Here is a 13107-nt window from a genome sequence, read left to right on the forward strand (position 1 = left end):
CGGCGCGGACAATAACCGCGGCCCATCCGCAAAGCAAACGCGCCAAAGCCCTGATATCGTTTGACGAAACAAATGCTCGCCGTTTTGGCACGGCATCATTGACCGCTCTGGCGCCTTCCCCTATGTACTCGGCCTTGCATAAGACAAAGAATTGATGCGCGCAGGCTTGAGAGATCGGCCGCGCCGTTTGCTGCGCAGATGGCCCGCCATCGAAGCGCGCAGCGTGACAGGAGCGTCGCCATGGCCGAGATGACCCCCGAACTGACCCCGCCTTGGGCAACCGAAAAGCCGACCGCCGTCCTGGTGCTGGCCGACGGCACCGTCATCGAGGGTCGCGGCCTCGGCGCCACCGGTTCCGCCGTTGCCGAAGTCTGCTTCAACACCGCGCTCACCGGCTACCAGGAAATTCTCACCGACCCGTCCTATGCCGGCCAGATCGTCACCTTCACCTTCCCGCATATCGGCAACATCGGCACCAATGACGAGGACATCGAGGACTTGAACCCGGTCGCCCGTGCAGGCGCCGTTGGCGCGGTGTTCAAGGCCGATGTCACCAACCCGTCCAACTACCGCGCCGACACCGGGCTGGACCAGTGGCTGAAGAAGCGCGGCGTCGTCGCGCTGTCGGGCATCGACACCCGGGCGCTGACCGCGCTGATCCGCGAAAAGGGCATGCCCAATGCCGTCATTGCGCACGCGCCCGACGGCATCTTCGACATCGACGATTTGAAGCGGCGCGCCGCCGCCTGGTCGGGCCTGATCGGGCTTGACCTCGCCAAGGAAGTCACCTCGGGCCAGTCCTCGGTCTGGCGTGAAACGCCCTGGGTATGGAACGAAGGCTTTGGCGAACAGGCCGAGCCGTCGATGCACGTCGTCGCCATCGACTACGGCGTCAAGCGTAACATCCTTCGCCTGCTTTCCGGCCTCGGCGCCAAGGTCACCGTGGTTCCGGCCGGCACCGGCTCGGAAGAGATCCTGGCCATGCAGCCCGACGGCATCTTCCTCTCCAACGGCCCCGGCGACCCGGAAGCCACCGGCGACTACGCCGTGCCGGTCATCCAGGACCTGCTCAAGACCGACATCCCGGTATTCGGCATCTGCCTCGGCCACCAGATGCTGGCCCTGGCGCTGGGCGGCAAGACCGCCAAGATGCACCAGGGCCATCACGGCGCCAACCACCCGGTCAAGGATCATACCACCGGCAAGGTCGAGATCGTCTCGATGAACCACGGCTTTGCCGTCGATGCCGACTCCTTGCCCGAGGGCGTCGAGGAAACCCATGTCTCGCTGTTCGATGGCTCCAACTGCGGTATTGCGCTCACGGGCCGTCCGGTGTTCTCGGTCCAGCATCACCCCGAGGCCTCGCCCGGTCCGCAGGACTCGCACTATCTGTTCCGCCGTTTCGTCAATCTGATCCGCGAAAAGCGCGGCGAGGAACTGCTGGCCGAACGGGTTTGATTTTACAGGTCTTCGCCTAGCCGTTGCCCAGATCGTGATGCTCCGAATAGCCGGAGTTACAAACGCGGCGCGATTGCCCTTGTCTTGGGTCAATGGAATAAACCGGTCAACCGGTCTGTTTGTGACGGCGCGAAGCGACGAAGGCTTCGAGAGCGCCGACGGCATCCCCTGAGCCCAAGCCCTCCTCATCGCTTCGCTTGCGCGCCGCATTAACGGACGAAGCACACACCTATGGCGGGTTCGAAGTTCGCGCCTTGGTAACCTTACGCCACCGGCCGGCCTTCGCTGGCCTCCAGTATGGCGAACCATTGCTGGCGGTCGAGGTCGATCTCCAGCGCCTTGACCATGACGGCCAGCCGCTCGGGCTTCATCGTGCCGAGCACCGGCGCCAGCCGCGCCGGATGACGCAGCAGCCAGGCGATGGCGACGGCGGCGAGATCGCCGGCGCCGATCTCGGCAGCCACCGCCGCGATTGCCGCCCTGACCCGCGCCTCGCGCCCTTCCCTGCCGGTGAACAGCAAGCCGCCGCCGAGCGGCGACCAGATCATCGGCGCATAGCTGAGGCGTTGCGCGTGATCGAGGCTGCCATCCATCAGCGCATTGGTCTTCAGCACCGACATCTCGATCTGGTCAAGGCAAACGGCAGCCGCGAAGCCAGAAGGTCGAACTGCGACGGCGTGAAATTGGAGACCCCGACCGCTCTCACCTTGCCCGACTTGACCAGCCCGGCAAGGGCCGCCGCCGTCTCGTCGGCATCCATCAGCGGATCCGGCCGGTGCAGCAGCAACAGGTCGAGATAGTCGGTGCCGAGATTGGCGAGCGAACGGTCGACCGAGGCGGCAATGTGGGCCGCACTGGTGTCGTAATGCTTCAGCCGGTTCAGAGGCCGGTTGGCCGATGCCAGAATGATGTCGCATTTCGAGATCAGCTCGATGCTGTCGCGCTTGCCCTTCCAGCGCGACAAGCCGGCGCCAAAGGCAGCTTCCACCTGGTAATGCCCGTAAATATCGGCATGGTCGAAGCTGGTCAGGCCGAGATCGACCGCAGTGCCGATCAGCCGCGCGATCTGGTCGGCGTCCGGGCGCGCGGCGTTGTCGAGCAGGCGCCAGGCGCCGAACACCAGCCGCGACAGCGACACTCCGTCCTTGGTTAGCTCTATGCGGCTGTCATGGCTCATATCTGGGCTCCATCTTCCGCAGCGCCGGTGGCAACGCTTCTCACCGCCGTCGGCCTCGCAACTTTCGTCACAAAGACAATGACCGCAAGCGTCAGGAAGCACGCGCCAACCAGATAGGGCGCGCCGCCGAACACCACGGGCGCATTCGGTCCGGTGAACCAGGAAAAGATCGCGGTGTAGAGCAGCGGCGTGATGATCGAGGTGATCGAGAAGATCGACGTCATCGCGCCCTGCAATTCGCCTTGCGCCGACGGCGGCACCTTGGCGGCGGCAAGGCTTCTCAGCGGCGGATCGGCCAGTGCTTCCAGGCAGCCGACGACGATCACCGCATAAATCATCCAGCCTTGCGAGGCGAAGGCGTAGCCGAAGGCGCTGGCCGCCGTGAATGTCAGGCCGATGACCGCCGTCCTCCATTCGCCAAGTTTGGGGATCACGCGCGGCAGCACCGTCGCCATGACGATCGCCCCACACAGGCCGAAGGCGCCGAGCGAGAAGCCGATCTGCTGCTCGCTCCAGCCATAACGATAATTGGACACGAACGACCACACCGCCGGATACATCATGTGGCCGAGCGTCATTAGGAAGAAGGCGAGCCCGATCCAGCCGATGCCCTGATATTGGCGCATCTGCAGCAGCGTGCCGACCGGGTTGGCGCGTTTCCACTCGAAGCGGCGGCGGTGCTTTTCATCGAGCGTTTCAGGCAGGAAGAACATGGCGATGAGGAAGTTCACGAAGGCAAGCCCGGCGGCAAAGTAAAACGGCACTCGCGGCCCGAACGTGCCGAGCAGCCCGCCCAGCACCGGCCCAATGACGAAGCCGACGCCGAAGGCGATGCCGAGCAGACCGAAATTCTTCGCCCGGTTGTCATCGTTCGAGATGTCGGCAATGAAGGCCGACGTCGTCGAATAGCTGGCGCCCGAAATGCCGGCCAGCACGCGGCCGATGAACAGCATCGGATAGGACCAGGCGATGGCGCAGATCAGATTGTCGATCGAGAATGTAAGCACCGAGGCAAGCAGGATCGGCCGCCGCCCGAAGCGGTCGCTCAATCCACCCATGATTGGCGCGAAGAAGAACTGCATCGCCGCATAGACGAAGAACAGCCAGCCGCCTTCGATCGCCGCTTCGCTGATGCCGACGCCGGAAAGCTCCCTGAGAAAGGCCGGCAACACCGGCATGATCATGCCGAAGCCGATAATGTCGAGCAGCAGCGTGGTGAAGACGAGCGCAAGGCCCCGCCTGGCGGTTTTGGGGTCGATCATGATGGCGTCTGCTCCCTGAGACCGCCCTTGGGCGGGCGCCCGTTATAGGCGAGGCGCCACTTTGGAACAATAGGAGAACGCCTCAGGCGTTCTCCTCCTGACATCTGTTGCGGGTGGTGAATCGGCCCGCCGACGGATGCGCTTTGGACCGCGGTCGGCTGGAACTTGCGAGCGCCTCAAACCGGACCGGTCAGCGTGTTGCAGTCCGACAGCTTGCCGCTCTTGTAGCCGCGCGCCAGCCAGGTCTGCCGCTGCTGCGACGTCCCGTGGTTGAAGCTTTCCGGCACGACATAGCCCTGCATCTTCTTCTGCAGCGTATCGTCGCCGATCTGCTTGGCGGCGTTGAGCGCCTCTTCGATGTCGCCCTGTTCCAGAATGCCCTTCTGCGCGGTGAAATGCGCCCAAACGCCGGCGAAGCAGTCGGCCTGCAGCTCGATGCGCACCGACATCTGGTTGGCTTCCGCCTCACCCATCGACTGCCGCATCTGGTTGAACTTGGGCAGGATGCCGGTGAGGTTCTGCACATGGTGACCGACTTCATGAGCGATCACATAGGCTTGGGCGAAATCCCCCGAGGCGCCGAACTGCTGGTCGAGCTGCTGGAAGAAGGTGGTGTCGAGGTAGACCTTGTGGTCGCCGGGACAATAGAACGGTCCGGCTGCCGTCGAGGCGGAGCCGCAGGCCGAGCGGATCTGGCCGCTGAACAGCACAAGCTTCGGGTCCTCGTATTTCAGGCCCTGCGACTGGAAGATGCCGGTCCAGGTCTCTTCGGTCTCGGCCAGCACGGTCGCCACGAACTGCTTCATCTCGTCGGAAGCAGGCGTGCCGGCGCCGTCGTCCTGGCCGCCGCTGTTGTCGGTAATCTGGCCACCGCCACCCGGCAGCACGCCGCCGCCGTCGCCGCTGCCCAGGATCTGCGACGGGTCGAAGCCGAAATACCATCCGGCCAGCACCACGAGGACGACCAGCAATATGCTGCCGCCGCCGCCGGTGCGGCCGCCGATCGGGATGCGGAACTGGCCAGGGCTGCCGCCGCCGAAACCACCACCGCCGCCGCTGTCGCTGCGCTCGTCCTCGACATTGTCACTCTGACGGCGGCCCTTCCAGAGCATGGCAACTCCCCGTATGCAAATTTCGGCTGGCTTGGCCGATGTCGTGGCCCAGTCCGACCCAACAGACAATTATCGCAATGGTTGCGCCAAGTCACAGTATTTTTCGTGGCAGCGGCATCGCGTTCGCACTCTGGTCGAGGCGGCATGCGCGCTGTAGCATCCGGTTCGAACGGGGGTGTCGGGGACTTGCGGACAATCGGTCGATTTCTGCTGCTGGCGGTGGTGCTATGCCTCGGCCCGTCGCCGGCGCGCGCCGTGACGCTCGATTCCAGCGTCGCCGTAACCGATCCCGAGACATTGCAGGCGCTTGAGCGTGGCGGCCTCTCGATCAGCCGCCTGCTCGGCCCGGCGCTGGGTCTCACGCGCGAGGTCGACAATCGGGGCCTGTTTTCGGTGCGCGCGCTGACCCCTGTCCGCAACGCCGTAAAGCAGGAGATCGCCGACGAGCCTGCCAATAGCCCCGATCCTTACGTCGCGGCCATGGCCAAGTCGAAGGACACCAGCCAGAAATTCAACCCGAAATACATCGACGATGACGGCTCGACGCTCGACCTGACCGGCGTCGTCAACCGCATGGACCGCGGCTATCTCGGCCACACCGAATGCGGCGAGATCAGGCTGATCTACCGCTTCCATTATTCGGTGGCGGAGAAGCCCACGAAGGGAAAGACAGCGCAACGAATCTCGTCGCGGCTGCCGCTGACCATGAGCCTGGTCTTCAACGCCAGGCCCGGTGAGGCTCACGCCCGCGCTTCGAGAGACCGTCCAAGCGCCACCGCCGTTTCCTGTGCCGAAATCGCCAAGCGCTGGCTCGCCGCCGGCCAGAAGAACCTTGCGCCCGAGCAACTGGCAGCCTGGCTGCGCTCCGACGAAGGGCCGCTCTCCAACGCCATGCTGAATTCGTCGCAGATCATGCGACTTGAGCTGAACATGCAGGTTCTCCGGCTGTCGGCCTCGAGCCGCCGCGACTTCGGTGGCCACGCCGAATATCTCCTCAAGATTTTCAAATGGGACCCAACGACGTCCACCTTCCAGGAATCGAAGATGGAGAACCAGATCGACCGGAAAGTGGTTCTGGCCGACCGGCCGGGCTTCGCCAAATGGCTGCTGACCGACCGCAACCTCTACGACCTCGATCGCGGCCGGCTGGTCATCGACGACAAATTCCTGGCGACCAGCGCCGTCTCGGTCGCACCCGGCGGCATGGCCAGGTCGCAAAACAATATCGCCTATGGGCTGCTCGACGATGCCGACATCGACAAGGCACTGCAGGACTATGTCGCCAAGGGCAACGAGCTGCGCAGCGTGAAATCGGTGGCCGGCTTCAATCTGCGTCTCAACGAAATGACCTGCACCGGCTGCCACCAGACGCACGGCATTGCCGGCTTCCATTACACCGGCGCCGATCCGGCCAGCGAGCCGCGCCGCACGCCGTCTTCGTCCCCGGCTCGGCGGTGTTCTTCGCCGACCTGCCGCGCCGCCGCGCCATCGTCGAGGACTTCGCCGCCGGCGGCCATCCGGATTTCTCACGCGGCTTCGCCGCCCGTCCGGACGCCAAACTCGCCGAAGCGCTGAAAGGCACCGATCTCTACAATGGCTGGGGGTCGATCTGCTACAGTGGCGAGGATACGAGCTTCAAGGACTGGAACTGCGGCGAAAGCCTGCGCTGCGCCGGCGTCCATGAAAGCGACATCCATCCGGGCTTCGGCACCTGCGTCAGCGAGGCGGCCACCGCAGTCGGCGACCCCGTCGAGTTCGGCGAGATCAAGATGTCGAGCTGGGGCAGCGACAAATATTGCCGCCTGTCGCCGGCCACCGCAAAAGCCTGCGCCATCGATCCGGCGCGCGACAAGAAACCGGTAATCAAGCTCGCCGGCTATGGCGCGGCGCGCCAACGCTATGACAACCCCGAGCAGAAGACCGGTGGCTTTCCCGGGGGCATGCTGCGCAAGGCAAGCTGCGACAAGCTTCCCGACGAGGCGACTTGCGGCCGCCTGGCCAAGACCGGTTTCAACGACTGCATCGCGTCGGGCAAGGACCACAAATTCTGCACCAAGGAATTCACCAAGACCGCCGGCCTGCGCGCCTGCGACAAGGCGCATCCCTGCCGCGAGGACTATATCTGCACCGCCGGCTACGACGATCTGGCCGCAGCCAAGCCTGGCAAGGGCTCCTGCATTCCGCCCTATTTCATATTCCAGTTCCGCGTCGACGGCCATCCGCGCAGTTGGGTGCAGGACACCGAGGAATGAGCGGCAGGTTGCCGCTTGCGAACAGAACTCAGATCTTCTGCTTGGTGCCGGCGCTTTTGCCGTCCGAGCTTTTGGAGCGTTCCTCGAAACGCGCGGCGCCCTTTTTCAGCGCATGGCCGGTTTCGACCTCGGTCTTGCGTTCGTCCTTTGCCGCTGCCTGCCTCAAACCCTCGGCCGCCTGCTTGCCCTTCGCGGTCGGTGCCTGTTCGACGCCCATGTTTTCCTCCTTGGCGCGCAACAATCACGCGCAACGTCAGGAGCAACGAGCCTGACGTGCGGAGGTTCCAGTGGTGCGGCCCCGGCACCCCTCAGCGCGGCGCGATCATCGCCTTGCGAAAGGCTTCCAGCGTCTCGGCGCTGACATGATGCTCGATGCCCTCGGCATCGATGCGCGCCGTCTCGGCGCTGACACCGAGCGAACGCAAAAACGCTTCTACCGTCTGGTGGCGGATGCGGCTCTCTTCCGCCACCTTGCGCCCGGCGTCGGTCAGGAACACACCGCGATAGGGTTTTCTGGAAACGAGCCCGTCGGCGCACAGCCTGGTCAGCATCTTGGCCACCGTCGGCTGGGCGACACCCAGCCGCGCAGCAATATCGACCTGACGCGCCTCATTGCCGTCCTCGATCAGGTCGGCGATCAGCTCGACATAATCCTCGACCAGCGCGCCGCGGCGCGCTTCGCGCTGCTGCCGGAACCCTTTCGAATGAATCTCGGCGTCCGGCAGCGGCTCCTCGCGTCCAACCCGTCTGTGCTTCAGCGCCAACACGCGCTCCTTCCTATCTTTTGACAAGAATCGGCTTTGGGCAAAGCAATCGCCCTTTGCCATTCATAGCACGGGCTTAACTATTCCAGCCGTTTATTTCCATTCCATGGCAGGCGCAACCGGCGTTTGCGATCCCCTGCCGGCCTGCCGGTCGGCGCAACAGGAAGCACATACAATGAAATATAGCCTATTGCATAATGTTGAGCCCTGGCATAGATAGGATGACGTCAACCGATCCACCCAGTGGAAAGCCCTCCATGTCCGAAGCTGACGCTACCTTGGGATCATCCTGGCGATTTGACAGGCCGGAGGACAATCCTCCCAGCCTGCGCGAGGTGAACTCCACGATCGCGGTGCCACAGTCCGGCGTCTGGTTCCGTCGCCTGTTCGCCTTCATGGGACCGGGCTACATGGTCTCGGTCGGCTATATGGATCCGGGCAACTGGGCCACCGACCTCGCCGGCGGCGCCCAGTTCGGCTACACGCTATTGTTCATCATCATGCTGTCCAACCTGATGGCGATCCTGCTGCAGGCGCTTGCCGCCCGGCTTGGCATCGCCACCGGCCGCGACCTCGCCCAGGCCTGCCGCGCCTATTATCCGCGTCCCGTCAGTTTCGTGCTGTGGATCGCCTGCGAACTCGCCATCATCGCCTGCGACCTCGCCGAGGTGATCGGCACGGCGATCGCGCTGCAGCTTCTGTTCGGCATTCCGCTGATCGGCGGCGCGTTGCTGACGGCGCTCGACGCCTTCATCGTGCTGCTCTTGATGAACAAGGGTTTCCGCTATCTCGAAGCCTTCGTCATCGCGCTTCTGATCATCATCTTCGGCTGTTTCGCCATCCAGATCTTTGCCGCTGCCCCTCCAGTCGGCTCGATCCTGCATTCGATGTTCGTGCCGTCGACGGAGATCGTCACCAATCCGGCGATGCTATACATCGCCATCGGCATCATCGGCGCCACGGTGATGCCGCACAATCTCTACCTGCATTCCTCGATCGTACAAACACGCGCCTATGAACGGACCGAAAAAGGCAAGCGCGACGCCATTAAATGGGCGACGACGGACTCGACCATCGCGCTCGTCCTGGCGCTGTTCGTCAACGCCTCGATCCTGATCGTCTCGGCGGTGGCCTTCCATGGCACCGGCCATCAGGATGTCGCCGAGATCGGCCAAGCCTTCGAGCTCTTGTCGCCACTGCTCGGCCTCGGCATCGCCTCCATCCTGTTTGCGGTGGCGCTGCTGGCCTCCGGCCTCAACTCGACGGTTACGGCAACGCTTGCCGGCCAGATCGTCATGGAAGGCTTTTTGCGCCTGCGCATTCCGCAATGGGCGCGCCGGCTGCTGACGCGCGGCATCGCCATCGTCCCGGTGGTGGTCGTCACCGCGCTCTATGGCGAAAAGGGCACCGGCCAGTTGCTGGTCTTCAGCCAGGTGGTACTGTCGATGCAACTGCCCTTCGCAGTCATCCCGCTGGTGCAGTTCGTCTCCGACAAGAAGAAGATGGGCAACCTTGCCATTCCCCGCGGCGTGGCGGTCCTCGCCTGGGTCGTCGCGGCGGTCATCCTGGTGCTCAACTTCAAGCTGCTCTACGACACCGTCTTCGGCGTCGGCTGAGTTTCTTCTTGAGCAGTTCGCCGTTTCGCCGAAACGGCGAACTGCTCTATCTCTTGTTTTGACGCAATTCCGGGCGGAAAGCCGCCTCACACCTTTCCTGGAATTGCTCAAGACGGCGACAAACCGGCGGCTTGCGCTATCTTACCGGCCATCATGACAAGTGTCGAAGACGCCAGGAAATTTTACGCGCAGCTGATGGCGGCCAATGCCGGCTCGGCCGATCCGCGCCTCGAAGAGGCGTTCGCCACCGTTCCGCGCGAGGCCTTTCTCGGTCCCGGACCCTGGGCGGTAGTCGCCGGCAGGGCGCTCACCACCGGCAACGGCAAGATCATGACGCCGAGCGCCGATCCTGTTCACATCTATCAGGACGTGCTGGTGGCGCTCGATGCCGACAAGGGCATCAACAATGGCGAACCCTCCTTGCACGCGATGTGGATCGGCAGGATCGCCCCCAGACCGGACGAGGCCGTCACCCATATCGGCGCCGGCACAGGCTACTACACCGCCTTGCTGGCGCGGCTGGTTGCGCCCGGCCCGGTGACCGCCTTCGAAATAGAGGCAGATCTTGCTGCCAGAGCAACAAAGAATCTCGAAACCTACGGCAATGTAAGCGTCGTCCACGGCGATGCCGTCACCGGCGATCTGCCGCCGTCCGACATCATCTATGTCAATGCCGGTGTCGTCGCACCGCCGGCTCCTTGGCTTCGGGCGCTGAAAGCGGGCGGCCGCATGATCTTTCCCTGGCGTCCGTCCCAGGGCGTCGGCCTGGCCGTGATGGTAACCCGCAACGACAAGGGCTTTGCCTGCGACCCCTTCATGCGCTCGTGGTTCATCCCCTGCGTCGGCGCCTCGGCGGCCGGTTCGGCGGCCAAAATCCCCGACCTCCAGAAGGCGGCGCGCAGCCTTTCGATCTGGCTGACATCAGACAGGGCGCCGGACCGGACCGCCACCGCCATCATCGGCGACCTCTGGTTTTCGTCGCAGGCGCTTGGCGGCGGGCGACGGCGGTAGGTACCCTTGTCGGCCGGCAGCGTTTTTTTGCCAACGCCTGTCGGGCGGCCGCCGGCCTGTCCGTCCTTAGATCGAAATCCGGCCCTGACGGCGCGGATCCTGGAAAAGGAAAATCCAATGCGAAAGATCATCGCCGCTACCTTCGTCAGCCTCGACGGCGTCATGCAGGCGCCGGGCGGCCCGGAAGAAGACCCGGTTGGCGGCTTCGAGTTCGGCGGCTGGACGTTCCACTACTTCGACGAGGTGGCGGGCGTGGCCATGGAGGAATTGTTCTCTAAGCCCTTCGCCCTGCTGCTCGGCCGCAGAACCTACGACATCTTCGCCGCTTACTGGCCGTATCAGAAAGATGCCATCGGAGATGCCTTCAACCCTGCGACTAAATATGTGGCGACGCATCGGCCGGATTCGCTCACCTGGGAAAATACGCAATGGCTTGGAGAAGATATCGTCGCGGCGTTGCGCCGCCTCAAGAAGGAAGATGGGCCTGACCTGCTCATCCAGGGTTCGAGCGAGCTGATCCAGAATTTGCTCGCCAACGGGCTGATCGACGAGATCCGGTTGATGATCTTCCCGCTGCTGCTGGGCAAGGGCAAGCGGCTGTTCGATGGTGGTGCGATGCCCGCCGCTTTCAAGCTGGTCAAGTCGCAGGCCACTACCACAGGCGTCATCATGGCGACCTACGAACGCGGGGGTGAGGTCAAGGTCGGGTCGTTCGCTACGCAGAAGCCGTCAGAGGCCGAGCTCGAGCGGCGTAAGAACTGGAAGTAACAGGGACAGGCTTGGCACCTTTCCTCTCCCCCGATCGACGGGGGAGAGGAAATGCAAGTTCTGTCAAGCCGCCACAGCCCGCCGTGCCAACCCACCCCGGATATACCGCGCGAACTCCTGCGCTGCCGGCGCCGTGCCGTACTTCGGCAAATGCAGATTGATGGAAAAATTCGGCAGCGGCGGCAGCCCGGCATCAAAAGCCAGGATGTCAAGATCGGCAGGCACGGTGGAGGCCAGCCAGGCGGTGACGGCAAGGTCGGAGCGCACTGTCGCGGTCGTCGCGTCGATGTTGCCGTTCTCGAACACGGTGCGCCATTCCAGCCCGTGCTCGTTCAGCGCCGACAGCACCACCGGTCGGAAGGCGCAGGTGTCGGCGACGATCGACACCGGCAGCGGCCGCTTGGCGCGGGCGACGCCGCCCTTGGCCCCCACCCAGACCAGCCGGTCAATGGCCAGGCACTCACCGGCGGACGGGCCGACCGGTTCCTCGATGACGGCAAGGTCGATGGTGCCGGCTGCAAGAGCCGCGGCAAGATCCGGCGAGGCGGCGCAGAGTAGGGATATCTCGATCTTCGGATAGGTCTCGGCATAGGCTTTCAGCACCGGCGCCAGCAAGGTGCCGACAAGGTCATAGGGAACACCGAGCCGCACCTGGCCGGCGACCTCGGTGCCCGCCATCTCGGCCCAGATCTCGTCATTGAGGCCAAGCAACCGTTTGCCCTTGCCGAACAGCCGCTCGCCGGGCCGCGTCAGCCGCAAGCCACGCCGGTCGCGCTCGAACAGGCTGCAGCCCAGCGCCTCCTCCAGCCTTTTGATCTGCTGGCTGACGGCGCCTTGCGTCAGATGCAGCGCGTTCGCCGCCGCCGTCATGCTGGCCTTGTCGGCGACAGTGACGAAGGTGCGGATCAGCGCTGTGTCGAGGTTACGGATCATGGTTGGCATTATACCTACTAATGCCAACCATCGCAAACATTGCATTTACTGAAGTATGCAGAAGTCTACCGTAGGGCCTTCGATGGAGGACGCCTCATGTTGCAGCCCATCTTTCCGCTCATCCTGTTTGCCTTCGTGGCCACCGTCACGCCGGGAATCGCCACCACCCTGTCGACTGCTTCAGGTGCGCAGTTCGGCTTTCGCCGTTCCGTTCCCCTATTGATCGGCAGCGCTGCCGGCCTCGCCACCGTGACCGCTGCTGCCGCCGCCGGGCTCGCCGGTCTGCTGCTGGCCATGCCGTCGCTGCAACTGGCGATGAAAATCATCGGCTCGCTCTATCTCATCTGGCTGGCAATCAAGATCGGCCGCGCCGGGCCGCCTGATCTCGATGTGGCGATGGCAAAACCCAACAGCTTCTTCGGCGGCGCCGGCATTCAATGGATGAACCCGAAGGGCTGGGCGATGGGACTGGGTGCGGCGGCCTCGTTCGCAGCCCTTGCCGACGGTCCGGGACAACTCGCGCTGCTGCTCGGCTCGACCTTCGGCTTCACCGCAGCCATCTCGCTGTCGATCTGGTGCGTGGCGGGCATGGTGCTGGCACGGCTGCTCAAGACCGAATGGCAATGGCGCGCGCTCAACATCGTGCTGGCGCTGGTGCTGGCTGCGTCGATCATACCGATGTGGCGGGGAGCGTAAACGCAGAGGTCGGCGCCAGTACCGCACCCGGACCTGCGGTCCGACCTCCCCACAAAGG

General features: G+C 63.9%; 13 protein-coding genes. 6 read left to right on the forward strand and 7 right to left on the reverse strand.

What is annotated here, in order from left to right:
- Nucleotides 1-240 precede the first annotated feature (240 nt).
- Nucleotides 241-1458: a glutamine-hydrolyzing carbamoyl-phosphate synthase small subunit gene (gene carA, locus NKK52_RS16430; protein ID WP_084565734.1), complete on the forward strand. Its 1218-nt coding sequence runs from the start codon at nucleotides 241-243 to the stop codon at nucleotides 1456-1458.
- Between the two features lie 263 nt (nucleotides 1459-1721).
- Here the strand turns inward: carA and NKK52_RS32250 are convergent, their stop codons facing one another.
- From NKK52_RS32250 to ypfJ, 4 genes are all read right to left on the reverse strand, one after another.
- A complete protein-coding gene (locus NKK52_RS32250) occupies nucleotides 1722-2072 on the reverse strand; it encodes an aldo/keto reductase (protein WP_280940313.1) in 351 nt (116 codons plus the stop codon).
- Nucleotides 2066-2635, reverse strand: a complete 570-nt coding sequence (locus NKK52_RS32255) for an aldo/keto reductase (RefSeq protein ID WP_280940312.1) — start codon at nucleotides 2633-2635, stop codon at nucleotides 2066-2068. Before NKK52_RS32255 ends, NKK52_RS32250 begins: the two co-directional genes overlap by 7 nt.
- Entirely contained in the window at nucleotides 2632-3897 is a 1266-nt protein-coding gene (locus NKK52_RS16440; RefSeq protein ID WP_023683790.1) for a TCR/Tet family MFS transporter, read from the reverse strand. The genes NKK52_RS32255 and NKK52_RS16440 overlap by 4 nt, the downstream gene beginning before the upstream one ends.
- A gap of 176 nt (nucleotides 3898-4073) precedes the next feature.
- Complete coding sequence (ypfJ, locus tag NKK52_RS16445; protein ID WP_023672436.1) at nucleotides 4074-5009, reverse strand: KPN_02809 family neutral zinc metallopeptidase; 936 nt, start codon at nucleotides 5007-5009, stop codon at nucleotides 4074-4076.
- 186 nt (nucleotides 5010-5195) lie between these two features.
- Between ypfJ and NKK52_RS16450 the strand changes: the two genes are divergently transcribed.
- Nucleotides 5196-6584 (forward strand): hypothetical protein, encoded by a 1389-nt coding sequence (locus tag NKK52_RS16450; protein ID WP_245263096.1) that lies wholly within the window; start codon nucleotides 5196-5198, stop codon nucleotides 6582-6584.
- Nucleotides 6585-7289: 705 nt separating this feature from the next.
- On the opposite strand, the gene NKK52_RS16455 is transcribed toward NKK52_RS16450, so the two are convergent.
- Together NKK52_RS16455 and mntR are read right to left on the reverse strand one after the other, a co-directional pair.
- Nucleotides 7290-7478 (reverse strand): hypothetical protein, encoded by a 189-nt coding sequence (locus NKK52_RS16455; protein ID WP_023672434.1) that lies wholly within the window; start codon nucleotides 7476-7478, stop codon nucleotides 7290-7292.
- A 91-nt stretch (nucleotides 7479-7569) separates the two neighbouring features.
- Nucleotides 7570-8025, reverse strand: coding sequence for a manganese-binding transcriptional regulator MntR (gene mntR / locus NKK52_RS16460; RefSeq protein ID WP_023683789.1), 456 nt, complete (start codon nucleotides 8023-8025; stop codon nucleotides 7570-7572).
- 257 nt (nucleotides 8026-8282) lie between these two features.
- Here mntR and NKK52_RS16465 point away from each other — a divergent pair, with 257 nt between their 5' ends.
- From NKK52_RS16465 to NKK52_RS16475, 3 genes are all read left to right on the forward strand, one after another.
- Entirely contained in the window at nucleotides 8283-9641 is a 1359-nt protein-coding gene (locus tag NKK52_RS16465; RefSeq protein ID WP_023672432.1) for an Nramp family divalent metal transporter, read from the forward strand.
- A 153-nt stretch (nucleotides 9642-9794) separates the two neighbouring features.
- Nucleotides 9795-10652 carry a protein-L-isoaspartate O-methyltransferase family protein gene (locus NKK52_RS16470; protein WP_023683788.1) on the forward strand — a complete coding sequence of 286 codons (858 nt, stop codon included), beginning with the start codon at nucleotides 9795-9797 and terminating at the stop codon, nucleotides 10650-10652.
- 117 nt (nucleotides 10653-10769) lie between these two features.
- A complete protein-coding gene (locus NKK52_RS16475; protein WP_023683787.1) occupies nucleotides 10770-11420 on the forward strand; it encodes a dihydrofolate reductase family protein in 651 nt (216 codons plus the stop codon).
- Between the two features lie 63 nt (nucleotides 11421-11483).
- On the opposite strand, the gene NKK52_RS16480 is transcribed toward NKK52_RS16475, so the two are convergent.
- Complete coding sequence (locus NKK52_RS16480) at nucleotides 11484-12353, reverse strand: LysR family transcriptional regulator (protein ID WP_023683786.1); 870 nt, start codon at nucleotides 12351-12353, stop codon at nucleotides 11484-11486.
- A gap of 96 nt (nucleotides 12354-12449) precedes the next feature.
- Here NKK52_RS16480 and NKK52_RS16485 point away from each other — a divergent pair, with 96 nt between their 5' ends.
- Complete coding sequence (locus NKK52_RS16485; protein ID WP_023683785.1) at nucleotides 12450-13049, forward strand: LysE family translocator; 600 nt, start codon at nucleotides 12450-12452, stop codon at nucleotides 13047-13049.
- The last annotated feature ends 58 nt before the right edge of the window (nucleotides 13050-13107 follow it).

Origin of the sequence: Mesorhizobium sp. C277A, assembly GCF_040324395.1 — a bacterium.
GTDB lineage: Bacteria > Pseudomonadota > Alphaproteobacteria > Rhizobiales > Rhizobiaceae > Mesorhizobium.